The organism is Nostoc sp. 'Lobaria pulmonaria (5183) cyanobiont' (assembly GCF_002949795.1).
Taxonomy (GTDB): Bacteria; Cyanobacteriota; Cyanobacteriia; order Cyanobacteriales; family Nostocaceae; genus Nostoc.
On the sequence record NZ_CP026692.1, the window covers coordinates 4,691,042 to 4,717,819 of the forward strand.

Here is a 26,778-nt window from a genome sequence, read left to right on the forward strand (position 1 = left end):
CCCCATCCCATAGCCGGTAAAGCTACAGCTTGCCCCACTTTAAGAAGATATTGTATTAGGATTTCATGCTCCTTATAAACGCGAATTTACTGACTTTGCTGTTGGATAAGTAGTAGAAAATAAGCAATAGTAATCTTTGCTCTAATCAGCCACTATCCGCTAAACTCAGAAATGCTGCGTTATTCCTCATCATGTCCGATTCCCAAACTGTTAGTGCTGCTGTTGCCAAACTCTACAATACCTACCCCTTTCCGCCGGAAGCCCTATTGGATGAACCACCTCCAGGCTACAACTGGCGCTGGAATTGGCTAGCCGCTTATAATTTTTGCACAGGTCAAAAACCCCAAAAGCAAGATATTCGGATTTTAGATGCAGGTTGCGGTACAGGGGTGAGTACAGAGTACCTGGTTCACCTCAATCCCCAGGCTTCTGTTGTGGGAATTGACCTCAGTACTGGCGCTTTAGCTGTAGCCAAAGAACGTTGTCAGCGTTCAGGAGCTAACCGCGTTGAATTTCATCACCTCAGCTTGTTTGATGTGGAGCAGTTACCGGGTGAGTTTGATTTAATTAACTGTGTTGGCGTTTTGCATCATACCCTCGATCCAATTCGCGGTATTCAAGCTTTGGCGAAGAAGCTAGCTCCAGGCGGCTTGATGCACATTTTTGTGTACGGGGAGTTGGGACGTTGGGAAATTCAACTCATGCAAAAAGCGATCGCACTTCTTCAAGGTGATAAAAAAGGCGACTACCGCGATGGTGTCCAAGTTGGGCGAAAAATATTCGCCTCTTTACCAGAAAATAACCGAATTGTCAAATACGATAAACAACGTTGGTCACTAGAAAACAATAAGGATGAATATTTTGCTGATATGTATGTTCATCCCCAGGAGATTGACTACAACATTGAAACGCTGTTTGAATTAATTGATGCTTCGGGATTGGAGTTTATTGGTTTCTCGAATCCAAGTTTCTGGGATTTGGATAGACTTTTAGGCAAAGCACCAGAGTTAGTAGAACGGGCAAAAGAACTGAGCGATCACCAGCTTTATCGCCTGATAGAATTATTAGACCCAGAAGTAACTCATTACGAGTTTTTCCTCGGTCGTCCTCCCTTAATCAAAGCTGACTGGTCAGACGATAACACCCTACTGACAGCGATTCCCGAACTTAATCCTTGTATTGAGGGATTTCCCAGTCAATGTTTCTTTAATTACGATTACCAGATTGTTAATTTGTCAGTAACAGAGTTTGAGTTTATGCAAAGATGTGATGCTAATTCAAAAGTGGCAGATATTTTAGCAAGTGTACAACTGGGATTGGATGGGGTCAGAACACTTCTTCAGCAGCAGCTGATTTTATTGACACCTGCTTAGTACAGTTTTAATGCAGGGGAACGCATTAACAATGATTGGGATGCATTGGGATTGCAGAGGGACGCATTAACAATGTATCGGGATGCATTGGCATTGCAGAGGGATGCATTGACATTGCAGGGGGACGCATTAACAATGTATCGGGATGCATTGGCATTGCAGGGGAACGCATTAACAATGTATCGGGATGCATTGGCATTGCAACGTATTGCTAAATTTAATTGGCTACGAATTAATGAAATGTAGTACTTAACGCTTTTCCAAGTAAAAAATATCCAATTATTCATTGTGGGATGAGCCTTTCAGCTATCCCACAATCAGATATTTATCCGACAACAGCCGGACTTGCTACCTTCTCTTGTCTTTGGGAAGGCGGACGCATTCCTAAACCAAGTAAATTCAGCATTTCTCGGTCAGTATCATAATCTGGACAAGGAGTTGTCACCGTTAACATCTTGTTGTCGTCGCTAGAAAAGATAGAATTAGCTCCTGCCATAAAGCAGAAAGCTTGCTCAACTTGAGAAAGTCTCGCCCTACCGGCACTAAGACGCACATCGGAAGCCGGCATTAAAATCCTGGCTGTGGCAATCATCCGCACAATATCCCAAATGGGAACATCAGGCTGATTTTCTAAGGGTGTGCCTGGTACTTGTGAAAGAATATTAATCGGTACAGATTCTGGATGTGGATGTAAGTTTGCCAGAGTTTGTAACATCCCAACCCGGTCATCGACAGTTTCGCCCAAACCCAAGATACCGCCGGAACATACAGTAACATTTGTCTGACGGACATTCTCAATTGTGTTCAAGCGATCGCTATATGTCCTTGTAGTAATAATTGTGCTGTAATATTCCTGCGAGGTATCTAAGTTATGGTTGTAGGCGTAAAGTCCGGCTTCTGACAATTTCCTGGCCTGATTTGCCGTCAACATACCCAGAGTGCAGCACACTTCTAAACCCATTGCAGTCACATCCTTGACCATTTCCAGGACTTCCTCAAATTGTGAGTTATCCCGCACTTCACGCCAAGCAGCACCCATGCAGATGCGACTAACACCAGTTTCTTTAGCTTTTTGGGCGATGTTAACTACCGTTTCTTTTTCTAGAAGTGCTTGCGCCTTTACCTCTGTTTTATAGCGGGAAGATTGGGCGCAGTAGCTACAATCCTCTGGACAACCTCCCGTTTTAATCGATATGAGCTTGCAAACTTGTATTTTTGTTGGGTCATGATATTGGCGATGCACACTAGCAGCTTGATAAATAAGCTCTAGCAAAGACGTGTTGTATATCGCCCTAATCTCTAATTCCTGCCAATCGTAGCGTATTCCCACCACATCACTATCCTTCTTGTAGACTGGGTTGAATCTTGAGCTATCTTTTATTTGAATCTGCTGCGGTACAGCGTTTGGGCAAAGCGATTTTATCGAAGTTATACCCTGGACTGTGCTTTATCACCCATTGGCTCTCAATCCTTCCGCTCTAGATATTAGACATCAGCTTATCAAGATTTTGCTCGAATGGCAGATTAAGAGCAAAAATACTCATGGATTGGGGATTATTGACCCTTGACTCTTAACAAACTTTATGAGAAAGCTATGACACTTGTGTAAGTTGTAATGATGAGACAGCTAATTTAACTGCTGCTCCTAAACCGCAGGTTATGAGAAAATTTACAAAATTTAGAGAATGTTCTGGGAAGAGATCCCACCGATTAAGTAATTTATGATATCAGAACTGCCAATAATTGCAAGCGATCGCCTGTTATTACGAGCAGCGATCCATGAAGATATACCCCAAATTCTCAAATACTTTATTAATAACAAAACTTATCTGACTCCATTTTACCCTCTTTGGGCTGATGGTTTTTTCACTGAAGAATATTGGCAATATCAGATAGAGAATAGTTTTCTAGAATTTATCAATGGACAATCGTTAAAACTATTTATTTTTACCAAAAAAAATCCTACCGTAGTTATTGGAACGGTTAATTTTAGTAATTTTGTCCGAGGAGCCGCTCATTTTTGCTATGTGGGATATAGCCTTGCTGAAAATAAACAAGGTAAAGGATATATGACGGAGGGGTTAAAATCTGCAACTCAATATCTATTTCAAGAGTTAAATTTTCACCGAGTCATGGCTAATTATATGCCTCACAATCGGCGCAGTGGCAATGTACTCAAAAGACTCGGTTTTGTCGTTGAAGGATATGCCAGAGACTATTTGTTAATTAATGGCCAATGGGAAGATCATATTTTGACAAGTCTTACAAATCCTCATTGGAAAGCACCTAACTTTTAAAAATTACTCAAGATTATTGTCAATAATCTTTATTCTATCTACCCACTCTAACTGTTGATGAATTCATTTATTTATAATTGCTATTTATGAACGTCATTTCTAAAATCACTATAATTAAGCAAAGCTTAAACTCACTTAAATACTTATTCTTAGTTTGACAGTAAGTAAATAGACATAATTAAATTTAAAATAGACTCTTAGTTTGTACTAAGCAATTTATCGTTTAGTGCAGGATTATCAAGACTAAAGTTTTTACTACAAACTTTAATTTATTTATGCCTAGATACTTAATGTATACCTTACAGTTATTTATAATAATATAATATCTATATGAAAATGAATTTAATAAATCGGTTGTGAACATCTACAAATTCATAGCAAATTCATAATAAATACACAAGAACTCCACAAGCAAATGCAATAGTGATATTTGTTCGCTAACAGGCTCAGTTATTAAGATTAGCTTTAGCCGATGTGTCCAATTTTCTTAAATAGTTGAGGAGTTTTTTAAAATGCTGATTAATTCTACAAAGCGCTTATCTGTCTTTTCTACTATCTTCGCTTTTGCTACCATCTTAAACGGAGTTGTCTTGGCAGCACCAGTCCCAAGTCCAGCCACGACACCAGTCTTAAAAACTCAGACTAGTGCTGCATCACACCAGCCAATCAAACTTACAAATCAACAGCGCTTACAAATCCAAATGGCTCGCCAGCAAAGAGATAAGGATATTGAGGCTCTATTAAACCCATCCCAAGATACTAAATTTAAGGCGGCATTGCAATCCCGTCAGAGAATCAGAATAGTTTTAAAATCTTTGGATTTGAATCAAGATCAACAGAAACAGGTTCAATCAATTTTGCAAGCTTATAACCTGCAAGTGAAAAAAATTCTATCTTCACAGGCATCACAACCAACATCAAACTCAGTAGGAATTACTCAACCAACATCACAACCAATTACAAAATAAAAAATCAGTTTATTTAATTAAGGTTAAGTTTCGGAAGACTGGCGGATTTTATCCAAACTTCGGTTAAGCCAGTCTTATTTTTTTAATTGCAAAACTTTATTTATTCTAAAAGGACGTGAGTTCGATGAATCTCTCCCTCCAGCCTCCCTTTTCAAAATGAAAAGGGAGGAGCAACGAAAAATTCAGCTTTTTACTCCCCTCTCTGTGTCGGAGAGGGGCTGGGGGTGAGGTCTATTTTAGATATGAGGTTGCTTTTTGCGTCTATGCTGATGATGATGAAGCCAGAGGTAGTATTAAGGGAAGAATGAATTAAGCTTTGCTCGTAATGACTCTGGCTGAAACTCCAAACTACAAAAATTCTAGTAATCCTTTTCTCACCCTCAACTACGAAAGCGCCTTAGAATCTCTAGGCGATGACTACTACGATGAGGTTGCAGCAGAGGAATTTCCCCAACACGTCTTGCGTTGGCGTAACGATGCACTACTACCTCGTTTGGGTCTAGACCCCCAAGTAGTCAAAGACGAAGATTTTATCACAGCTTTTGGCAAATTTCAGGGGCGTAAACCCTTGTTAGCGCTACGTTACCACGGCTATCAATTTGGTGAATATAACAGACAGTTAGGTGATGGTAGAGGCTTTCTCTACGGGCAAGTCCGCGCCACTGATGGCGAATTGTACGATTTTGGCACAAAAGGCTCTGGGAGAACGCCTTACTCCCGTGGTGGTGATGGTATGCTGACGCTCAAAGGTGGGATGCGGGAAGTTCTGGCTGCGGAAGCACTACACCACTTGGGTGTACGAACCTCGCGTTGTCTAACCATGATTGAAACAGGTTTACCCCTTTGGCGGGGTGATGAACCTTCACCTACCCGTTCAGCTGTGATGATTAGAATGAGCAGTTCTCATATTCGGTTTGGCACTTTTGAGCGACTGCACTATTTCCAGCGTCCAGATTTAACTAAGAAGTTATTAGACCACGTAATTGAGCAGTATTATCAACACTTAAGTGCTGAACAAGATAAATATGTCCTGTTTTACGCCGAATTAGTGAAACGGGTTGCAGAACTAGTCGCACAGTGGATGGCGGCTGGCTTTTGTCATGCAGTTCTGAATACTGACAATATGTCGATTACTGGAGAGAGTTTTGACTATGGCCCTTATGCGTTTATCCCGACTTATAACCCATCCTTTATAGCTGCGTATTTTGACTATTATGGACGTTATTGTTTCGGTAATCAACCAAGCATTTGCCACTTGAATTTACAAATGCTCCAGGAACCTTTAAAGGCAATTATTGATAAAGGCGAAATGGAAGCTGCATTAGAAAGGTTTGATGAGTATTATGAAGCTGAATACAGTTCTTTGATGTTGAAAAAGTTAGGTTTTGAGAATTTGCCGTATTCAGAAACAGTGGAACTATTGAATCTAACGATTGAATTTTTGAAAGATAGCCAAGTTGGTTATCACGAATTCTTTTATGAGATGGCTCGTACTTTTTCATCTAAATGGCGAGATGAGCCAGGTTTTGTAATGGATAATTCAGATATTGTGCCAGTACCCGGTGCATCTGGAATATTTGATGATTGGTGCATACTATACCATCAAATTTTGAACGATTTTGATAGCGATCGCACCGATGTAATTGCTCAAACTCTAGCTGTTCATAATCCCAAAACGGCATTATCAAGACCTGTGATTGAATCTATTTGGGAATCAATTGCTCAGGAAGATAATTGGCAACCTTTTTATGACTTAATCAAGGCAATTCAGTCTAGGAGATAGACCAATGCGCTTGGATTAAAACTTGATCCTCCCTAACCCTCCTTAAAAAGGAGGGAATTAAAGTAAGCCTTTTGACCAAGAGTTGGGGGGATCTTCTTGGTCAGGCTAACTAAATTGCTGGGCATAAAATCGCGCATAGCGACGCTCTAGGGCTAATAATTCTTCATGGGTTCCCGATTCGACAATTTGTCCCTGTTCAAGAACTAAAATGCGATCGCACCTCCTAACTGTCGATAAACGGTGAGCAATAATAAACACCGTCCGTTTTTCCATCAATCTTTCCAGGGCTTCTTGTACCAGTGCTTCTGATTCAGAATCTAATGCTGATGTCGCCTCATCAAGAATCAATATTTGGGGATTGAGCAAAACAGCACGAGCGATCGCAATTCTTTGTCTTTGTCCACCTGATAAGTTTACCCCACGTTCGCCTACCCAAGTCTTATAACCTTCTGGCAGTTGGCTAATAAACTGATGAGCATTAGCAATTTTCGCCGCCTCTTTAACTGCTTTTATGTCAAAAACATTTTGTCCAAAGGCGATATTTTGGGCAATTGTCCCTGAAAACATGATGGTTTCTTGAGGAACAATCCCAATTTGTCGCCGCAGACTATGCAGCTTCACATCTCGAATATCAACATTGTCAATCAATATTTGACCAACTTCGGGATCGTAAAAACGGGGGAGGAGGTTGACAAATGTAGTTTTACCAGCACCAGATGCACCCACAAGAGCGATCGCTTCACCTGGCGATACCAATAAACTGATATCTTTTAAGACAGGTTCACCTGGTTTATAGGCGAAGGAAATATGACGATATTCTACTTTGCCCTTAACTGGAGCCAGAGCGATCGCATTTATCTTTTCGATCACCGTTGGCTGAATTGCCATCAATTCAAAAACGCGGTCAACAGATGCTTCACCCTGCTTAAATTCATTGTAATTATTAGTAGTGTGACCAATGGGATCGATTAATAGCGCCGCCGCCGCTAGATAACTGAAAAAATTCGCCACTGTCAAGTGACCTTGGGAAATTTGCCACGCTCCCACAATCAGTAACGATAAGGCACTTAAGGCTTCAAAAAATCCGATAATGGGAATCTGAATCGCTTTCAGGCGTTCGGCTGAGTATTTTGCTTTGAGACTGCGTTCTGCTTCATGGCCAAAGCGAGCAATTTCGTAATTTTCGGCAGCAAAAGCCTGTACTAAACGAATACCGTTGAAAACTTCCGCGAGGATAGCTGATAAACCCGACACGCGATTTTGACTTTTTAAGGAATACTTACGTAACCGTTCACCAAACCAGCCGACTAAAATACCCATCAGGGGTGCAACTATCACTGTTGCTAATGTCAGTTGCCAATTCAGGTAAATCATGTAAACCGGAATTGCTAGCAACTGCAAAATGCACGGGATAAAGTCGTGAAATCCTTTATTTACGACTTCGCCAACGCGGTCAACATCTTCGGTGAGGCGGTAAGATAAATCACCTGCTTTTGCCGTTTCAAAATAGCTGAGATTTAGCTTTTGGAGATGAGTATAGACTTGCTGGCGAAGATGAAAAGCAACTCGCAAAGCCGCTTTCGCCATATACATATCTTGTATAGACTGAAACAAGCCTCTCACCAGAAAGACTAAGGCACAACTGCCAGTTATTTGAGCGATCGCGACTACATTACCTTGGGCAAAGGGAGTTGCCAATTTACCGGCAAGATTAATTAACACTAATGTCGCTAGTACGTATCCCGATATACCAATAAGTCCCTTGGCAATCGTTTGCCACTGGAGTCGGATATAAGGCAGCAGTTGCCAGTAATTAGAACGGGTTTTCAAGCTCGAAGATCCACAACAATATTTTACTTTGTTTGACGCTAGCAGTTTTTGGCGAGTTTCTGAATAGTTCACTAATTAGTTACAAACTGTTGTAGCGTTCAGGTGAAAATAATGTATACATAGAGAATTAGTATTAATACTAAAAATATATCCTGCTATAGATGCCAGTTTTGTAGTATTTATTGATACTAATATTTTGATTTGACTATTACTTCCACCCACGCTTCATAGTTCTGCACCTTGAGCAATATGGATGTTGATGAGTTTAGCCAACAGATAGAGGAATTGCGATCGCGGGTACGGGGAATATGGCAGCGTACTGCAACTCAACCGAACTCACAACAAGGGCTAATAATAGAGGCATTTGATGAACTTCAAATAGCAGTGGAAGAACTATTGGCTGCCTCTGAGGAGCTATACACAACAAGAGCGGCAGTAGAGAGAGAGTGTCAGCGTTACCAAGAATTATTCAATTTTGCACCGGATGCTTACTTGGTAACTGATACCGCAGGGAAGATCCTAGAGGCTAACAATGCAGCAGTAACTATGTTCTCTGTGCACCTAAAATATCTGGTAGGTAAACCATTAATTCTGTTTATTGCTCAACAAGATCGGCAGTTCTTTCACTCCCAGATAAATAATTCGCAGCAGATACAGGACTGGGTAATTGACCTAAAGCCACGGTTCAGTAAGCCCTTTCCTGCTAGTATTAGGGCATCTCCAGTGTATGACTCACAAGAAAAGTTGGTAGGCTGGCGTTGGTTGCTGCGTAATATCAGCGAAGCTAAACAAGCTGAAGAACGAATGGCAAAACGCACAGAGGAACTGGCAAAAGCAAATCAGCAATTGCTGAGTGAAATTACAGAGCGTAAACGAGCCGAGTCACAACTGCTGCACCTTGCGCTTCATGATGTACTGACGGGTCTCCCAAACCGCGCTTTATTTATGAACCGCTTAAAAGATGCGGTCAATTATTCCAAACGGCATTCAGATTATCTATTTGCTGTCTTGTTTCTAGACCTAGATCGCTTCAAGTTGATCAACGACAGCCTGGGACACGCAGTGGGAGATCAATTATTGCTTACCGTAGCTCAAAGGCTTCAAGAATGCTTGCGCTCTACAGATATAGCTGGGCGGTTGGGAGGAGACGAGTTTATCATCTTGCTGGTGGGAATTAAAGATGTAGTAGAAGTGTTAGCGGTTGTTGAACGAATACAAAATAAACTGGCACTTCCGGTGATTTTAGGCGGACAAAAAGTTTCTACTACAGCGAGTATTGGCATTACCTTAAGCATAACAGGTTACAAAGAACCAGAAGATTTATTGCGTGACGCTGATATTGCGATGTACCGAGCTAAAACACAAGGCAGAGGGTGCTATCAGATTTTTAACACTGATATGCATATTCAAGCAATCGCACACTTGGAGTTGGTTAACGAGCTGCGCCGAGCCATTGAGCTTCAAGAGTTTCAGGTTTATTATCAACCGATAGTGTCACTCAGTAGCGGCAGGATAACTGGTTTTGAAGCGCTTGTGCGTTGGCTACATCCAAAACACGGCATTGTTTTGCCAGAGTATTTCATGTCAATTGCCCAAGAAACCAGGCTAATTATCCTTATTGAGCAGTGGGTCTTGTATGAGGCATGTGGTCAGATACAGCAGTGGCAAAAGCAATTATCCTCTAGCTGTGGGGATCTGCCTGAGTCTCCCTTGACCATTAGTATCAATCTTTGTAGTAATAGGTTCAGTGAAGAAAACTTGCTGCCGCACATCAATAAAGTTCTACAAGACACTGGACTAGACGCACCGAGTTTGACGCTGGAGATTACAGAAAGCGTAATTATGGAAAACAACGATAAAGCCATCATCAGGCTAAAGGAACTGAGAAATTTAGGAATTAAGTTGGCAATTGACGACTTCGGTACAGGCTATTCTTCATTAGGTCGTCTCCACCACTTTCCAATTAATCAATTGAAGATAGACCGCTCCTTTGTTAGTGGGGACATTATTGATGATGGAAATTTAGATATTGTTGAGACAATTATTACATTGGCACACAAATTAGGTGTGGATGTGACCGCCGAAGGGGTGGAGACAGAAGAGCAACTAGGAATGTTGAAAAAGTTGAACTGTGAATATGGGCAGGGATATTTTTTCTCCCATCCATTAAATAGCTCTCAGGCGACGGCATTAATTATGGCAAATCCTCAGTGGTGATGGATCTTGTGCAAAGGGAATTGCCAATTTACTGGCGAGATTGATCGATATTAATGTCGCCAGCCAGCACGTATCCCAAGATCCCAATAAATCCCTTGGTGATGGTTTGCCACTGGATTCGCATATAAGGCAGTAGTTGCCAGTAATTAGAACGGGTTTTCAAGCTCGAAAGTCCACAACGATATTTTACTTTGTTTGACGCTATCAGTTTTTGGTGAGTTTCTGAACAGTTAACTAATTAATTACAAAGTGTTTTAGCGTTCATCGTAGAGTTTCCCGGTGGTCTTCTATGATTGAAATGGAATGTTCATTCGAGGGGTTTTGCTTTATGAAACTGGAAGAGTATTTCAACGCGCTTGCACCAGATGACATTCGACTTAAAGGAACCCGGATTGGGATTGAGAGCATTCTTTACGAATACATCTATCGCTGCAAAACACCAGAAGAAATTGCCGAACAATTTCATACGGTGACGTTGGAACAGGTTTACGCCACGATTTTGTATTACTTGCATCATCGTTCAGAGGTTGATGCGTATCTTGTAGATTGGTTAGAATTTTCCCGAACTATGCGCGAAGAGCAACAGCTAAATCCGTCTCCTGCCAGGATGAGGTTTCGGCGGATACAGGAAGAAAACGCTCCAAAACAGTTACAGGAAAGCTAATGGCAATCCGGTATCTGTTAGATGAACATCTGAATCCTACATATCGTTCCCAACTTGTGCGGCGCAACCCTGAATTGATTGTGCGAATAATTGGGGATTTAGATGTGCCACCCAAGGGCACTCCAGATCCAGAGATTTTGATTTGGTGCGAAACCAATGAATTTATTTTAGTCACGAACAACCGTAAGTCGATGCCTAGACATTTGGCTGACCATTTAGCTTCAGGTTGCCATATTCCTGGAATATTCACCATTGATGCAAACCAAAGCATTGGACAAACTGTTGAAGAATTAATCATTATTGTGGAAGCTTCGTTTGATGATGAATACCAGGATCGAATTGAATATCTACCTCTGAGCCGATAGTACATTCTCCACTCGCTCACCCGATCACCTTTCCACCCCTTCCTACTAAGATAATTTTTGCTGTTTTTCAACAATTCGTCTGTGAATTTCTTGGAGTTCTTCGCAGTAAGGTATCCATAACTCTTTATCAGCTTGCTTAATCGCTTGCTTAATCTTACGCATATCTTTTTCTCGTTTAGACAGTGCGTTATGCTGTCGCTAACAGACTCTACTGCTTTCTAAAAAATTAGCCAAGGATTATAAAGAGTTTGTTACTCTTATCCATGTCGCTAACCCACTCTACTGCTTTCTAAAAAATTAGCCCTCTCCTTGTAAGTAAGGAAAGGGCTGAATTAATCTTAAAATACTTCGTAATTTTCCGGTTGAATTACGAACTACGAATTACGAATTACTTAATATCCGCCTTCTTCTTCGTATTCTGGCTGTCTTTCCTTGACTTTCTTAGGAATGTTCACAGGCTTCGGCGCATCTTCCCAAGCATCGCCCTCTACGTCGTCATAATCATCGTATTCGTCAACATAAGGCTTGTTATAGGGCTGGGCTTCATACTTTAGCGGCTGCGGTTGTTGATACCTGTCGCTGCCTGTTGCTTCGCTCCAGTTATCTTCTTCCTCATCTTCTTCGTATTGAATAGATTCATACTGCCGCGCCTTCATTACCTGACGCTGTGGCCTTTCCTCTTCTACATAGTCTTCAGTCCATTCCTCTTCCCGCGCTACGGGTTCGGGGGCGCGAACTTTTTGCCTGGGTGGCTGCAATGGCACTCCACTAGGCAGTTGATTACCTGGTGCAACTTGGCGCGGTGGAGTATAGCCGTATTCTTCTTCTATATCTCGCTCCCACGGCGCTTTGCCGATACCCAGCCGCTCTAGTAAACCAACTGTCAACTGCTCTACCCGTTCTTCGGCTCCCTCAAACACAATCAACCGATTGGGGCCAGTGCTGACAATTTCATCTACTGAGAACTCGTAAGTACTCACAAATTGATCGGGAATTTGGGGCAATCCTAAAGAAGCAATGACTATAGATTCAAGCTTCCCGCTTTCGCCGTTGAACTTGAAGCCCCGAACTTTACCTAAGACTTCACCTGTTTCTGTAATTACTTCCCAGTTAATCAAATTACTGAGAGATTCAACTTCGATATCTTCAATGACATCTTCGTTATCAACCAGGATGACATCACCAATCTGGCTGATGTTGTTGAGGTACATATAGCGCGGTATGCCCGAAATGGAGATCAGGCTGTCTCGCAAACCAAGAGCCACAACCTCTCGTTGATCGATATCAACCCAGACTTGACTGATGATGCCTAGCCGCTTGCCGTTGTCGCGGGTAATCACCTGGGTATTTAATATGTCGGAACGCCTAATTATCTGTTCGGAGGTCATTCTATACCGAGTCCTGATCTCGAATCCGGTTTAACGCGACGTGCAACTTATTCTTGTAACCCCACTTCCATTCCTCTATCCTAGTGAACGAGAGGCTTTGATTTTTGCTCTCTTTCCCTGGTAGGAAGGGGTTCGGGGTTAAATTTGAGAGAAAGTCACACATTACGTGGTTTATCTATACACTATTATTAACAAAAACTCAAGCAGATGTATTGGATGATTGTAACTTAATCCCCAAAACTTGAGTGTAAGCTCCTCGTGCTTGAGTAACGCCAATTGTGCGTTCGGCTGATTCTATCATCGGACGACGCAAACTCACAACTATAAATTGCGCTTGTTGTGACTGTTGTTTAATCATTCTAGCTAATCGCTCTACGTTTGCTCCATCTAAGAACATATCTACTTCGTCAAAGGCGTAAAATGGCGATGGGCGGTAGCGTTGCAGGGCAAAGATAAAGCTCAAGGCGGTGAGTGATTTTTCTCCCCCAGACATAGAAGCTAGGCGCTGTACGGGTTTGCCTTTGGGATGTGCGACTAAATTCAGTCCGCTGCTAAAGGGATCTTCGGGATTTTCGAGTTGTAAGTAGCCGTCGCCGTCGGAAAGAATGGCAAAAATCGATTGAAAATTTTCGTTAACAGCATCGAAAGCTTCTTTAAAAGCAAGTTGCCGCAATGTGGTAAAGTTTTCAATCCGTAAAAGTAGTTCGGTGCGTTCTCCTTGTAGTGTCTCTAATTTTTGCGTGAGTTCTTGGAGACGGTTTTGAGTGCGCTCGTATTCTTCCAACGCCAGCATATTTACAGGTTCCATTGCTTGTAAGCGTTTGGTAAGCGATCGCAATTCTTTCTGCAATTCCTCTAAATCTACCTTATCTGGAACTTCTGGCAAGGGATTTGGTAATTCTGCTCCCACATCCCGTAATTGAGTTTGCAGTGCAATTAGTTCCTCCCGGCGCTTCTCTTGGGTTTCTTGAAGTTTTTGGATTTCCCATTCCAATTGTTGTTGGCGTAAAAGATGCGATCGCACTTCCAGTTCTGTGGCGTCGCGTTTTTGTTTCTCTTCTCCCAAATTTTGCTCCATAAGGCTGAGGTTGGCGCGGGTTTGGGTGATTTGCTCGTCTATCGCTGTGATTTGTGTGGAGACGCGATGAATCGCGTCTCTACAAGAGATTTGTTGGGTTTCATATTCTGTGATTCGCGTTTCACCTTCTTGGATTTTTTCTTGCAAACGTTGTTGCTGATTTTCTAAATTTTTTAATCTTTGTTCAGCTTCTCTTAATGCTGTCTCCCGTTGTTGCAATTGTTGCTCTTGAATTTTAATGGTTGCCTGGATTTGTTGCCATTCACTGGGGGTTTGGGATGCTTCTAATTCTGCTAATGCGTGTCGCAATTGTTGCAATTCATTTTCTTGCCCAGGTAATTCCCGTTCTAAAATTTCCAGACGGGATTGAGCAGTGGCTAACTTTTCGCTGTTTTGGGCGAGTTGCGATCGCGTCCCCTCTAACTGCGTTGTTAAACTCTTAATATCTTTTTGCAACTGCTCCAATTGCAACTGCTGTTCTCGCCGTGTTTGACGCGCTTCTGTTAATTCTTGCGTCAGTTTTTTGGTTCTGGCTGACAAAGTAGCGATCGCCTCGGTACAACGCTCTAAAACTCGCTCAATGTCCACTAAGCGAGTTTTTAAAGCGATCGCCTCGTCAGATTCCGCCGCTTCCGCATTCCCAAACCGCAAGGAGGAACGCTGGGTGTTACTACCACCAGTCATTGCACCGCTGGTTTCCAGAAGTTCCCCGTCTAAGGTAACGATGCGATACAGTCCTAAATTTTTCCGCGCCGCCTCCAGGTTGGCAAAAACTACCGTGTTGCCGAAAACATAGCTAAATACATCTTTGTAACGGCGATCGCAATCGACTAAGTTAACAGCATAGTTAACGAAGCCGCTAGCAAAACGCAGCGTTGCATCTTGAGTAAATTTGGGAGCGTGAATTTTATTTAGCGGTAAAAAAGTCGCTCTCCCTGCCCGCTTCTGTTTGAGCAATTCAATCCCTGCTGCGGCTACACCATCATCTTCCACCACAATATGTCCCAAGCGTCCCCCAGCAGCCATTTCTAAAGCAAGCTGATGGCGGGGTTCTACCTTTCCTAACTGCACAACTAAGCCACAAAGTCCAGGCATTCCCGATTGTAAAATGACTTTACTAGCTTGGGTTCCTTGGACTTCTTGCTGTGCCTGTGCTTGCGCCTCTATTTTATCCAACTGGCGTTGTTTTTCTCGTTGTTCAGAAAGTAACCGTTTTTGGGTTTCCTGTTGGATTTGCAGTTCTTGCTCTGTGGCTGAGAGATTTTGGGCTAAATTTTGGATGGGTTCGCTAGAGGTGTTAAATTCCGTTTCAACTTGATTACACTCAACTTGTTTTTGGGTTAATAGCGGTTCGTCGCGTTCAATTAACTGGGTTTGCTCTTGGATAAGCTGCTGTAACTGATTATTGCGTTCTCTGAGTTGTGCTTGTTCCGTGCGTTGCGGTTCTAGAATATGCAGTAAAGCTTCAATTTGACGGTTGAATGCTGTTTGTTGCTGCACCCACGCTTCTGAAGCCGAGGCGATTTCTGCGGCGGCTTGGCGGGAGGTTTCTAGAGCTTGCTGTGCTTCATCCCTTTGTTGCTGGGAAGACGCGATGAATCGCGTCTCTACAATTTGGGTTTCGGCAATTTCTTCTAGGGAATGACGGTGTTTTTGAATCTCTTGCTGAGTTTGTAGCAGACGTTTGGCGGTTTCTTGGGAAGTCGTTTGTAATTCTGTTAACTGACGCTGGAGTTGTTTACGTTCTGCTTCTTGGGTGGCGAGGGTAGATTGTACCGCCAAAAGTTCCTCTTCTCCCAATGCTTTCACATGGGCATTGAGTTGTTCGAGTTCAGCAGTTTTTTGAACGATTTGGGAATTTAGGTTTGTGAGTTGGGTAGTGAGTTCGCTAAAGTTGCGATCGCCTGTTTGAATTTCGTGAACTAACTTTTCTTGTTGTGCTTGTAGCGATCGCCATGATAAAACAGCTTCCCAGGATTGTTTAGCGAGAAATTCTGTGCGGAGTTTTTGATATTTCTCAGCTTTCGCCCGATCTTGGGAAAGGCGATCGCGCTGTGCAGTTAATTCCGTTTCAATAATCCGACAGCTATCTTCCTTTTCCTTCACCTCATCTAAAGTTGATTTGGCTTGGATAATTTTGCGATCGAACGCCGCCACCCCAGCTAATTCATCAATAATTTCCCGCCGTTCCCGCCCATTCATTGAGATAATGCTGGTGACATCCCCTTGCAGTACCACATTGTAGCCTTCAGGATAAACCCGTAGATTACTTAGTTCCCCATGCAACTCTGTCAACGTGCAAGGTACACCATTAATATAGTAATTCGATGTGTAAGTCCCTTGGTGAGTGACTCGTAGCCTTCTAGTAACACTCCACTCTGCCGATTTTGGATTTTGGATTTTAGATTTTAGATTTTCTTCTCCTACTTCCTCTACTTCCTCTACTTCTTCCCTTTGTGCCTTTGCGTCTTTATGTGAGATTTCATCGGACAAATCAAATGTCACCGTGACGCTAGCCTCAATTGAAGCACGTCCTTTAGCCGTTTGAGTGTTATTTACCAAATCCGGTAAGCGTTCGGCTCGCATTCCCTTAGAACTAGAGAGTCCCAGGCAAAAGAGCAGTGCATCTAAGATATTAGACTTACCCGAACCATTTGGCCCAGATATGACAGTACACCCCGGTAGCAAAGGGACAGAAGTAGTGCCACCGAAGGATTTGAAGTTCGTAAGTTCCACGCGCTTGATGTGCACCATAGGCGCTGGTTCCCTGGGCTAATGAAGAACAAGTGTATCAACTAATTAAGAATTCGCAAGAGGGTAGGAGGGAGGATTGGGGATTATTGTAGACGCGTTGCGATGAGCCTGCAAGCTTCACCCAAAAGGCTTACCGCAGGCGATCGCTCAGTGTACAGCAAAAATTTTGATGTCGCAAACTCACCATCAAAATTTTCCCAGAGCAGATAATATCATGTCTGACTAATTACTTGTAATTCAAAAATCTCTGCGTTTGCGTGTCTTTGCGTCAGTCATAATTACAACTATTCAACTGGACACGAGATCAGGAGAGTTTAAGTGCAAAGGAGAACCCGTTGGTATAGTTTTATTACATCTATTCTGTATCTATCGTTCTCGGTCGATCGTGACAACGAAGCGTTGCATTTTTATCTCACGATATAACTAGTTTGAAACAGGCTCAAGGTATTCTCACACAGTAATGCGAACTGCTAAGGAACAGAGGGGAGCAAGGGAAAAAAACAACTCAACCAAATGGCAGAGGATATTAAAAGCACCAAATGAATTTATAATATAGTAATCTTTACAATTGGAAAAACGTAGAAAGAAAGTCTTCTTTACTACCTCAATCTGCTGTCTGTGATTTGATTCTTAACCCCCAAATATTTGTAGAACTTAGTAATGAAGAGATTAATTAAAGGTCTGCGCGAATTTAAATCTAGCTATTTTTCGACACATCAACAATTGTTTGAGCAACTTTCACACGGTCAAAAGCCCAGGGTCTTATTTATTACCTGTTCTGATTCGCGTCTCGATCCAAATCTAATTACACAAGCCCAAGTTGGTGAATTATTTGTGATTCGTAATGCAGGTAACATTATCCCTCCGTATGGGGCAAGTAATGGCGGTGAAGGTGCAACAATTGAATATGCTGTTCAAGCTTTAGATGTTCGCCAAATTATTATTTGTGGTCATTCTCATTGCGGTGCAATGAAAGGATTAATGAAGTTACACAATCTCAGCGATGAAATGCCGCTTGTACATGATTGGCTTAAATATGCAGAGGCAACTCGAAGGCTAGTTATAGACCACTACAGCCACTACGACGAAGAAGAACTGCTAGAGATTATAATTGCCGAAAATGTTCTTACTCAAATTGAGAATTTGCGGACATATCCAGTGATTCACTCTAAGCTCTATCAAGGGGAACTCAGCATTTATGCTTGGATTTATCAGATTGAAACAGGAGAAGTTTTCGCATACGATCCCCAGAAGCACGCTTATGTTTTGCCTCAAACTCAGCTTCCAGAATCAGAAATAGATGAGTCGTTCAGGGGTCAGCTTTCAAATACCAATGTAGTAGTGCGTTCCCCTCAAAACCAGCAGGATGATGTTCAACCTTATGAGAAAGTGTCTATTTCCGAATTTGAGTGGTTTCCAATGAGACGCCTTTCTCCAGAGCAGATGGAGCGAATTTATCGAGGTTCAAATAATGGAAGTTGAAAGACAAAAATATAGAATTGCAAACATCCTCTGAGAGGGTTGGGGGTGGGGTTTTTGTACCTTAGAGCTATTTTCAGGTAAATAGACCACGCAGTAGGGCACAGCAATGCTGTGCCCTGACGACAGATGTGCTTCAGTTATTCTTTTATGGCTTTTTCACAGTATCAACTTTTGCTTCTACCTTCACCGTTTTTACACCTTGAACTTCTTTAGCCAAAGTTTCAGCTTTCTTGAGTTCTTCAACAGAAGTCGCCGTACCTTTGAGGATAATTTCACCCTCTTTGTTTTCAACTTGTAACTTGTTGCCTGGTAAGCCTTTATTCAATTTTGCGCTAACTTCAGTTTTTAAGTCGCTCTTAACTTTCGTTGCTGCCATTTTTTCAGAATCGGTTTTAACTTTAGTACCTGTAGTAGCTGCTGAAGGAGTAGTTTGTGTTTCTGAAACTTTGGCAGTTTGATTTGTTTGCGAAGCTGGTTTTGCTGGTGCCTGAGCGGCTTCATTAGTTGTGCTTGGAGTTTGTGAACCTGTTTTAGGAGCCTCTTGACAGCCAAAAGTACCAACTACCAAAATGCCACTAACTACTAATAGAATTAGCTTTTTCATCATCTATCTCCGAATTGAGTACTTGAAGCGGTTAATTGAGGTGTATGTCATGGTGAGGAGCAAATTAAAAAAACAATTAAAAGTGGAGTAACAAAAGTGCTTAAGCAATAGCTCAGGTTACTGAAAATTGAAATCTGGACGATTTCTTGAAGCTAAGATTTTGCGCCCAGTTTTGAGAACTGCCAATTCAATTTTTCTGACGGCTGCTAACCAGGATGGCTTTGCACACAGTCTCTGGCTCTCTATGAATTTAATGTCGATGCTGAGTAGCTCTTTCGATGGTAGACGATGCCACCCCACAGTGGTGACTCGATGTTATCAAATTTGAGTCAATTTGGCGATGTCTATAACGAATTTCAAACTTCAGTATTTTTGCAATCCTGTGCCAGCAAACTCACCAACAAAATGTTACTTTATAAAACTATGGCTTACTTACAATGTCTTAAATATCAGCAAATATTAACTAATGCCCTACCTTACTTCGGCTAGCGAAATTCGTGCCATTGTCGCTGAATATACAAACGCTAAAACACTGTGGATAGATACAGAAGTAGCTGACTATAAAAGTCGTAATCCCCGATTATCGCTGATTCAGTTATTAGATAATCCTCAAGATATGAGTGGCGATCGCGTCTATCTTTTAGATGTATTAGATCAGCCTAACATTATAACTGAATTTATTGAAAAAATTATGATAAATTCTGCAATTGAAAAAGTTTTTCACAACGCGAGTTACGATCTAAAATTTCTCGGTAGCAAGAAAGCCAAAAATATTACTTGCACTTTGGAAATGGCCAAAAAAATTCCCTACTATCTTTTGCCATTACCCAACTACCAACTCAAGACAATAGCTACAGCACTTTGTAGCTTTAATAATATCGATAAACAAGAACAAAAAGGTGATTGGGGAAAACGCCCTCTAACTGAAGAACAGATAGAGTATGCTTACCTAGACTGTATTTATCTTGCTCAAATTCACCTAAACTTGTTAGACTTACAAGCCAAAGCCAGCCCCGAACCTGCAACGGAAGACTTAATATCGCTAAGTACTAGATACTCGCAAGTTGAGCAGGAATGGAAGTTGTTGAATTCAGAATTTGAGCATTTGCAAGAACGTATAAAAAAAGCCATGCCAGCTCAGAATATATCTGAAACTTCTAATTATAAGCTGACTAGCTATGAACGGACCACAATCAAAGCTGCATTTACAGAATTGGCAAAGCTAGTACAAACTCAAGGTATTAATTTAGATTTCCCAATCGCACTAACTCAGAAACTCCAAAAAGATTTAGGGGAAAATCTAGAACAACTATCTGTAGATATTGACAAAACTACCTCTTGGCGGCTAATTCCTAAAACTCAAGAGAGTGAAGTTGAGGATGATTAAATTGTTCATTAGGCTACAAATGTCAGAATTTATAGAGTTATTGTGAAGAATAAATATTGAAATTTAATAATTCTCTCCTCCTACTTTTTGCCCAGTCACTGAGCTAGTCGTACCACTTCGTGGAAGCAAGCTACGCGTAGCGTCTCGTAGAAAAGTGCTGACTCCTGCCTCATCTTATAAATCTATAAAATATTAGGGAAATTTGTCAATTAACTTTAAATGTATATCAAAAGTTAGAATATTTATTGAGTTAAAGAATTAAAATCTAGATTTTAGTACTAATTCCGTTCGGTGTTATGGCAGTTTATATTAACTTATGAGATGGCGTTTATTTGGGCAAAATCGAACAAGGGTAAATACTTTATTTACCATAGCTATTTTTACTACATTGACAGCAACTAGCAGTGTTTCTTGTAGTAAGAATGACAATGTATTAGTAACAGAAATAGGAGTTAGTCAACCTAGCCGTCGTTCAGCTACAACTTCCATTGGTGGGGAATTTTATCTTCAGGGAAAGAATCAGCATTTAAACGGCGATTTGCAAGCTGCGATCGCTTCATACAGTAAGGCAATTAGTCAAAATTCTCAGTATGGCGCTGCCTACAACGCGCGGGGATTAGCCTACTTTGATTTGGGAGACAAGGAAAAAGCGATCGCAGATTACAATCAAGCCCTCCGCATCAACCCTAACGACTCCGAAGCCTACAATAACCTGGGGAATGCCCGCGCCTCATTAGGAAACAACAGAGAAGCAGTTAAAGATTACAGTGAAGCGATTCGCCTGAATCCCAACTATGCCGAAGCCTACAATAACCGAGGGAATGCCCGCGCCACCAATGGAGACAAACAAGGGGCAATAGACGATCTCGATCAAGCGATTCTCCTTAACCCCAAATATGCGATCGCTTATAATAACCGAGGCAATGCCCGTGCTGCCAATGGAGATCCTCAGGGTGCGATCGCAGATTACAATCAAGCCATTCGCTTCAATCCTAACTTTGCCCCTGCCTACAATAACCGGGGAAATGCCCGCGCCACTAATGGAGACAAACAGGGAGCGCTCAAGGACTTACAACAAGCAGCAAGCATTTTTCAAAGTCAAGGTAACAACGACTTATACCAACAAGTGATGGATAACATCAAAGAACTTGGACAGTAGCAGAGGGGCAGGGAGCGGGGGAGCCAAGGGGGACAAGGGGGACAAAGGTGAATTATTGAACAAGTTTCTTCCTTCTCTTCCCTCTCTTCCTTGTCTACCTTGTCTCTTCTCAATGCCCAATGACAAATGACAAAATCACATCCCAGAACCAATGTGAATGCGATCCTCAACTTCCGCAAATTTTTCCTGTGCCAGCTGTTCAGTACTCAATAGTGAAACGACAATCGCCACAATAAACGCCAGTGGGATACTGATTAATCCAGGATTTTTTAGGGGAAAGGGTGCAGAAGCGTGCTTGAGAATCGTTACTTGAATAGTAGGTGACAAATAAATCAGCACTAAAGAGGAGACAGTACCTACCAACATACTGGCAACCGCACCGTTGGTAGTGAAGCGTCGCCAAAGCATTGATAAGAGCAACGCTGGGAAGTTTGCACTCGCAGCGATCGCAAATGCTAAACCTACCATATAAGCTACGTTTTGCCCTTTAAACAAGATGCCCAGGAATATTGCCACTAACCCCAAAAGCATTGTTGCACCGCGAGCCACCTTCAGCTGTTCTGACTCGTCAGCATGACCTGAACGCACCACATTCACCCACAAATCGTGGGACAATGCAGCTGCACCTGAAAGTGTCAACCCAGCGACAACTGCCAAAATCGTTGCAAAAGAAACAGCCGCAATAAAACCTAAGAAAGCATCACCACCGAGAAATTCTGCCAACATCGGCGCAGCCATGTTACCACCAGTACCAATTTGCTTGATGGCATCTTGACCTACTAGCACCATCGCTCCAAAGCCCAGGATAAAGGTAAGGAGATAAAAAACGCCAATAATAGCTGTGGCGTAAGTAACAGAGAGCCGTGCTGCTTTAGCGTCGGGTACTGTGTAGAAACGCATCAAAATGTGGGGTAATCCAGCAGTGCCGAACATCAACGACATCCCCAATGAGATAGCATCAAAGGGATCGGAAACCAGTTTGCCTGGAGCTAATACACCTGTATACTTCTGGGATGCAGCAGCGAAAAGAGCGATTGGGTTAAAGCCAAATCGTGCTAGTACCAAGATAGCTAGTAAAATAGTTCCGCCCAGCAACAGAACTGCTTTGATAATTTGTACCCAAGTGGTGGCAATCATCCCGCCAAAAATCACATAAGCCATCATCACACAACCGACGATGACCACAGCTAATTCATAATCAAAGCCAAACAGTAGTTTGATTAGCTCCCCAGCACCTACCATCTGGGCAATTAAGTAAAAGCTAATTACTACTAGCGTTCCAATTGCAGAGGCGATACGTACAGGTTTTTGCTGCAAGCGAAAAGCCACTACATCGGCAAAGGTGTATTTACCTAAGTTACGTAGGGGTTCTGCAATTAGAAACATAACAATCGGCCAGCCCACCAGAAAGCCGATAGAATAAATTAAGCCGTCAAAGCCGTTGAGTGCCACCAGCCCAGTGATACCTAAAAAGCTAGCTGCACTCATAAAGTCTCCTGCTAGGGCCAGCCCATTTTGGAAACCACTGATTTTACCGCCAGCTGTATAGAACTGTGCTGTATTTTTGGTGAGCTTCGCCGCCCAATAAGTGATGCCTAAAGAACTGCCAACAAACAGAAAAAAGAAAGCGATCGCCAACGGGTTAAACTTACCAAGACTGGTAATATCCGCCGCTAGTGGCAGATCGAACCACACACTACTCATGCTTTTTTGGTTTAGTATTTTGGATTTTGGACTAGAAATTGCGGCGTTGCATAAATGCGGGATGAATTGGCGATTGAAACCATTGGTAATTCGTTATAAATTGTGCGAAATCATCCCCTAATTCAGCAAGTCCGAAATTGCTAATAGCTAATTTACTTGCGTGTCAGCCTTGCGATTTGGTCGTCGTAACTGCTATTTGCCCAACGTACATAGATAAAAATTAATATCCATGCTGAGACAATTACTAGCGCTCCCAGTAAAATTCCCAAGCTGAGGCCAGGAATTACTAATGATCCCAGCAGAGGCTTATTGAACGCGATTAATAAGATAAAGCCAAAGTAAATAAACATCATGGCTCCACTGAGAATCAGGGATATCCGCCAACGTTCAGCCGCGAGAGCCTGGAGAGCCTTTGTGCGATCGTTCATGTCTTCCTTTAAGTTGAGAAGATTAGGTCAGATTGTCTCATTGAAGCTGATTTCTGCGTAATTTTCTTAAAGATTGTTAGTAAATCTATTGCTGTATTAGGTAATAAAATTAACTTTGCAAAGTGATCTATCAAAATAACAAGACAATAGCGACTCTATTTTGAGTCAGAGAAACATAAAACTATAGATGCAGTTAGACACAAATAAAGCCGAGCTATTCAGCGATTTATAATTTTTTTGAACAAAGGTAATTTTTTATACAACTGCATTCGAGATTAACTCAGACATTAATCTTTTATATACTAAAACATAAAATAAATACGTAGTTACTACCAGGCTTTAAAATCCTTAAAGTGTTATGAAATTTTCTTTTAAGCTATTAAATCAACTGAAATTAATAAAAGTAGTAAATTTTAATTTATAAAATATACCAAAAATCACTGTAGGGTTTTACGTAAATACTTTAGTATTATTTATGTCATAGCCTTGTTAATACACAGGTGGGGCATTACCAAAATTTAGTAAAGTATGTTTATCGAAACACTCATCACAGAGCCGATTCATTTTTTTAGAATCGTTGTAATCGTCATATTTTCCATCACTTTGCATGAACTTGCTCACGGCTTGGCTGCGATGAGTCAGGGAGATAACACTCCACAACAAACTGGTCATCTGACGCTGAATCCTGTAGTTCACATGGGCAAAGAATCAATCATCTTTCTCTGTCTCATGGGTATAGCTTGGGGACAAATGCCCGTCAACCCATCTAAGTTTCGTTCTGGGAAGCTAGGCAATATTTTGGTATCAGCAGCAGGGCCATTGTCCAATCTGGCTTTAGGAATTCTATTTATTATGCTGCTCAAACTTTTCTTTAACCCTAATCTTTCAGGACTCTTGAGTGTCGAATTTCTTTATCTAGCGGCTCGGATTAATTTGACATTATTTTTGTTTAATCTCTTGCCAATTCCACCACTCGATGGATTTCATATTTTCAGTGAAATTTTTCCTCAACTAAAGCCACTGCAATATAACCAATTTGGACTCTTTGCGATGATGCTTCTATTTATAATTCCGGGTTTTGGGATAGGAATTAGTCGCATTGCTGATTTGTTTATCCGTTCAGGATTGGCGATGTAAACAGCAACTTTTTAGGTAAATCAAAAGGAAAATTTGAATGAAAATCAAGAAAAAATTTGTAGTTGCTGCTACTAGCGTTACCTTGAGCATTGCTGCTGTACTTCTTCCATCTGAAGAATCAATGGCGAGTATATTACCTGTAGATCAATATAATCATTCTGTAAGTAACCATTTAGTCAAATCTCCCCACGAAATAAGTCAACAATTAATGGTTGTACAACCAGGGCTATTTAACTCTTTGTTAGGGGATTTAAGAATTGAAAAATTTAATTTAGTACCCTGTTTTAATCAAGAGCGATCGCCATTTACATCTTCCATTGAATTATTGATGAGATTATTGATTATTGGAAGCTTTGGTTCTGTAGGAATGGTAGGTTATACTTCCTTTGTGGAACGCTATTTTCAAATCATTAATAAAGATTTAAAAATAATTTACTACAGTATTTTATTGCTACTATCTTTACAGATTATAGGTAATTTTATTGTTTTAATGTCTTCACCCACAAGTTCAATTGCTTCTGCAATTCATCCAAGCTCTAGCTGTATTTTAGGGAAACCATAAGCTATTAATCATAGGGTGCGTTAGACAGAACGTCGTAACGCACCACAACAGTTCAAGCTGGTGTAGTACTCTCCCCTTTAACACACCCTAAAAAATTGGAAATTAGAATTACTATGCAATCTAATTGTCTACACCTACAGAAATAAGTTTGCTGTAGTATTCAGTTTTTGCATAGATACTGAGAATACTATCACCAACTGCAAAAAAAGTACCTTCATGCTCATTTTTAGAAAATTGCAAACTTGGATATTTAGCAGCAGCTTCGTCAGCAGTCATGGCTTTTGCTTCCATTTGTTCTGGCAATAGTCCAGTAGAACCAATGTAAAATACTAAGGGAGATATCTTGTCTTGGTAGATATTTTCTGCATATTCTTCTAACTTTTTATTTGCCACCGTTAAAGCTGCAACTATTTCTTCTTTGTCTATCTGCTTACCAGTTTGTTTATCTTGCAACAACTGCCCTAAACTATCAGCACCAACTTTCTTAAGAATACCTCCAATAATGCCATTTTGCTCAAGCCCAAGAAAATCATCAAAAATTGGTTTCATCAATTCGTCAACTTTTGTAATCTTGGTACGTGATGATAGTAACCTGTGCCTAACAGTGAGATTCTCATGAAATACCATATCAAAACTCGGCTTCATGATAATTTCTCCAGTTTCTTTGTTATAAAGGCGAAACATTCTATTGAGAAACTTGTTAGCAGAAGGAAACTTACTCAGGTTCAGAATATCTTGACTGCCAATATCGATTTTATAGCTCAATTTTGAGTCAATAGTACCATCGACTAAAGCTTGGTTGATATCAGTGTATTCGTTGGTTGTAGGAAAGTTGATGTAAATATTTTTAGACAGATAGTGCTTTTTAAACTCATCTAACTGCGTCTCTATAAATACATCTGACTCCTTTTTCAAGTGAGCGCAAATAATACTAGTCAGTACTTTAATTTCTGCTAGTTCATTGAATAGTCCATCAATCCTGCTGTAATAACTATTAGCAGCTACAAGCGGCAAGTTATCTAACTGAATCGTATGTTCAGCCCGGAAGTCAAATTCTTCTGCATTCAGTATGCCTTTTTCTTTGAGTAAGTCAAAGACTTTTTTACTGCTAATTTTGACTTGTAATGCATTTATGTTGATTTTGCCGTCACTTACAATTGTGTAATTATTAAAGGTGTTGAGGTCATTTACTAATAACCCTGCTACTTCAATCGTGGGAGTTTGGTCTTCAAATTTAGCAAGTTTAACTCTACGTTTGACAAGCATATTGATAGTAGCAGTATTGCGGTTAAACTGAAACTCGCCCATACCAACATAGTCAGCATCATCTATATATTCTGTTATCAACCAAGGTTGGAGCAGTTCTCCATTTTCGTTTCTAACACCTCTAATACGTTTAATACCTGTTCTTTGATAATGTTCTTGTAGGTGCTTAATATTGATGATAAGATGATTACGGTATTGTGCAAAAATTTGGATTAGTTCTACTAGAGAAATTTGATTCTTTGTCATATTGCCACCTTCCATTTAAAGGTCAAGAATCTTTTCAAATCACTGTTACTGAAATCTATTACTTTGACAAAATAATCTGTTACAAC

The 26,778-nt window shown here is 41.1% G+C and carries 22 protein-coding genes and 1 pseudogene; 14 read left to right on the forward strand and 9 right to left on the reverse strand.

Annotated features, from left to right (window positions below; translation table 11 throughout):
* Positions 1-46: 46 nt before the first annotated feature.
* The 3 genes and pseudogenes from NLP_RS35850 to NLP_RS20630 all read left to right on the forward strand — a co-directional run.
* Positions 47-109, forward strand: a pseudogene (locus NLP_RS35850) (XisI protein); the annotation flags it as partial.
* Positions 110-191: 82 nt separating this feature from the next.
* Positions 192-1,373 (forward strand): class I SAM-dependent methyltransferase, encoded by a 1,182-nt coding sequence (locus NLP_RS20625; protein WP_104908020.1) that lies wholly within the window; start codon positions 192-194, stop codon positions 1,371-1,373.
* A 51-nt stretch (positions 1,374-1,424) separates the two neighbouring features.
* On the forward strand, positions 1,425-1,619 hold the full coding sequence (locus tag NLP_RS20630) for a hypothetical protein (RefSeq protein ID WP_104908021.1): 195 nt from the start codon (positions 1,425-1,427) through the stop codon (positions 1,617-1,619).
* Between the two features lie 79 nt (positions 1,620-1,698).
* On the opposite strand, the gene bioB is transcribed toward NLP_RS20630, so the two are convergent.
* Positions 1,699-2,706 (reverse strand): biotin synthase BioB, encoded by a 1,008-nt coding sequence (bioB, locus tag NLP_RS20635; protein WP_104908022.1) that lies wholly within the window; start codon positions 2,704-2,706, stop codon positions 1,699-1,701.
* Between the two features lie 388 nt (positions 2,707-3,094).
* On the opposite strand from bioB, the gene NLP_RS20640 reads away from it, so the two are divergent.
* From NLP_RS20640 to NLP_RS20650, 3 genes are all read left to right on the forward strand, one after another.
* A complete protein-coding gene (locus NLP_RS20640) occupies positions 3,095-3,670 on the forward strand; it encodes a GNAT family N-acetyltransferase (protein ID WP_104908023.1) in 576 nt (191 codons plus the stop codon).
* A 512-nt stretch (positions 3,671-4,182) separates the two neighbouring features.
* Complete coding sequence (locus tag NLP_RS20645; RefSeq protein ID WP_104908024.1) at positions 4,183-4,638, forward strand: hypothetical protein; 456 nt, start codon at positions 4,183-4,185, stop codon at positions 4,636-4,638.
* A 325-nt stretch (positions 4,639-4,963) separates the two neighbouring features.
* Entirely contained in the window at positions 4,964-6,421 is a 1,458-nt protein-coding gene (locus NLP_RS20650) for a protein adenylyltransferase SelO (protein ID WP_104908025.1), read from the forward strand.
* A 105-nt stretch (positions 6,422-6,526) separates the two neighbouring features.
* Here NLP_RS20650 and NLP_RS20655 read toward each other — a convergent pair whose 3' ends face one another.
* A complete protein-coding gene (locus NLP_RS20655; protein ID WP_104909955.1) occupies positions 6,527-8,251 on the reverse strand; it encodes an ABC transporter ATP-binding protein in 1,725 nt (574 codons plus the stop codon).
* A 249-nt stretch (positions 8,252-8,500) separates the two neighbouring features.
* Here NLP_RS20655 and NLP_RS20660 point away from each other — a divergent pair, with 249 nt between their 5' ends.
* On the forward strand, positions 8,501-10,468 hold the full coding sequence (locus tag NLP_RS20660) for a sensor domain-containing protein (protein WP_104908026.1): 1,968 nt from the start codon (positions 8,501-8,503) through the stop codon (positions 10,466-10,468).
* Positions 10,469-10,496: 28 nt separating this feature from the next.
* Here the strand turns inward: NLP_RS20660 and NLP_RS35610 are convergent, their stop codons facing one another.
* A complete protein-coding gene (locus NLP_RS35610) occupies positions 10,497-10,631 on the reverse strand; it encodes a hypothetical protein (RefSeq protein ID WP_267894882.1) in 135 nt (44 codons plus the stop codon).
* Positions 10,632-10,796: 165 nt separating this feature from the next.
* Between NLP_RS35610 and NLP_RS20665 the strand changes: the two genes are divergently transcribed.
* Positions 10,797-11,132 (forward strand): DUF433 domain-containing protein, encoded by a 336-nt coding sequence (locus tag NLP_RS20665; RefSeq protein WP_104908027.1) that lies wholly within the window; start codon positions 10,797-10,799, stop codon positions 11,130-11,132.
* Positions 11,132-11,497 carry a DUF5615 family PIN-like protein gene (locus NLP_RS20670; protein WP_104908028.1) on the forward strand — a complete coding sequence of 122 codons (366 nt, stop codon included), beginning with the start codon at positions 11,132-11,134 and terminating at the stop codon, positions 11,495-11,497. The genes NLP_RS20665 and NLP_RS20670 overlap by 1 nt, the downstream gene beginning before the upstream one ends.
* 392 nt (positions 11,498-11,889) lie before the next feature.
* On the opposite strand, the gene NLP_RS20675 is transcribed toward NLP_RS20670, so the two are convergent.
* Both NLP_RS20675 and smc read right to left on the reverse strand, forming a co-directional pair.
* Positions 11,890-12,885 (reverse strand): PRC-barrel domain-containing protein, encoded by a 996-nt coding sequence (locus NLP_RS20675; protein ID WP_104908029.1) that lies wholly within the window; start codon positions 12,883-12,885, stop codon positions 11,890-11,892.
* A gap of 199 nt (positions 12,886-13,084) precedes the next feature.
* Complete coding sequence (smc, locus tag NLP_RS20680; protein WP_104908030.1) at positions 13,085-16,717, reverse strand: chromosome segregation protein SMC; 3,633 nt, start codon at positions 16,715-16,717, stop codon at positions 13,085-13,087.
* 660 nt (positions 16,718-17,377) lie between these two features.
* Between smc and NLP_RS20685 the strand changes: the two genes are divergently transcribed.
* Positions 17,378-18,199, forward strand: coding sequence for a carbonic anhydrase (locus tag NLP_RS20685; RefSeq protein ID WP_104908031.1), 822 nt, complete (start codon positions 17,378-17,380; stop codon positions 18,197-18,199).
* Positions 18,200-18,344: 145 nt separating this feature from the next.
* Here the strand turns inward: NLP_RS20685 and NLP_RS20690 are convergent, their stop codons facing one another.
* On the reverse strand, positions 18,345-18,803 hold the full coding sequence (locus NLP_RS20690; protein ID WP_104908032.1) for a BON domain-containing protein: 459 nt from the start codon (positions 18,801-18,803) through the stop codon (positions 18,345-18,347).
* A gap of 466 nt (positions 18,804-19,269) precedes the next feature.
* Here NLP_RS20690 and NLP_RS20700 point away from each other — a divergent pair, with 466 nt between their 5' ends.
* On the forward strand, positions 19,270-20,190 hold the full coding sequence (locus NLP_RS20700) for a ribonuclease D (RefSeq protein WP_104908034.1): 921 nt from the start codon (positions 19,270-19,272) through the stop codon (positions 20,188-20,190).
* A 316-nt stretch (positions 20,191-20,506) separates the two neighbouring features.
* A complete protein-coding gene (locus NLP_RS20705) occupies positions 20,507-21,349 on the forward strand; it encodes a tetratricopeptide repeat protein (protein WP_104908035.1) in 843 nt (280 codons plus the stop codon).
* Between the two features lie 135 nt (positions 21,350-21,484).
* Here the strand turns inward: NLP_RS20705 and NLP_RS20710 are convergent, their stop codons facing one another.
* Both NLP_RS20710 and NLP_RS20715 read right to left on the reverse strand, forming a co-directional pair.
* Positions 21,485-23,053, reverse strand: coding sequence for a sodium:solute symporter family transporter (locus tag NLP_RS20710; RefSeq protein ID WP_104908036.1), 1,569 nt, complete (start codon positions 23,051-23,053; stop codon positions 21,485-21,487).
* Positions 23,054-23,205: 152 nt separating this feature from the next.
* Positions 23,206-23,481 carry a DUF485 domain-containing protein gene (locus NLP_RS20715; protein ID WP_104908037.1) on the reverse strand — a complete coding sequence of 92 codons (276 nt, stop codon included), beginning with the start codon at positions 23,479-23,481 and terminating at the stop codon, positions 23,206-23,208.
* Between the two features lie 528 nt (positions 23,482-24,009).
* Between NLP_RS20715 and NLP_RS20720 the strand changes: the two genes are divergently transcribed.
* Both NLP_RS20720 and NLP_RS20725 read left to right on the forward strand, forming a co-directional pair.
* Positions 24,010-24,618 carry a site-2 protease family protein gene (locus NLP_RS20720; RefSeq protein WP_104908038.1) on the forward strand — a complete coding sequence of 203 codons (609 nt, stop codon included), beginning with the start codon at positions 24,010-24,012 and terminating at the stop codon, positions 24,616-24,618.
* Between the two features lie 37 nt (positions 24,619-24,655).
* The gene (locus tag NLP_RS20725; protein ID WP_104908039.1) at positions 24,656-25,180 is read left to right on the forward strand and encodes a hypothetical protein; all 525 of its coding nucleotides are present in this window, start codon (positions 24,656-24,658) and stop codon (positions 25,178-25,180) included.
* A gap of 120 nt (positions 25,181-25,300) precedes the next feature.
* Here the strand turns inward: NLP_RS20725 and NLP_RS20730 are convergent, their stop codons facing one another.
* Entirely contained in the window at positions 25,301-26,692 is a 1,392-nt protein-coding gene (locus tag NLP_RS20730; protein ID WP_104909956.1) for a hypothetical protein, read from the reverse strand.
* Between the last annotated feature and the right edge of the window lie 86 nt (positions 26,693-26,778).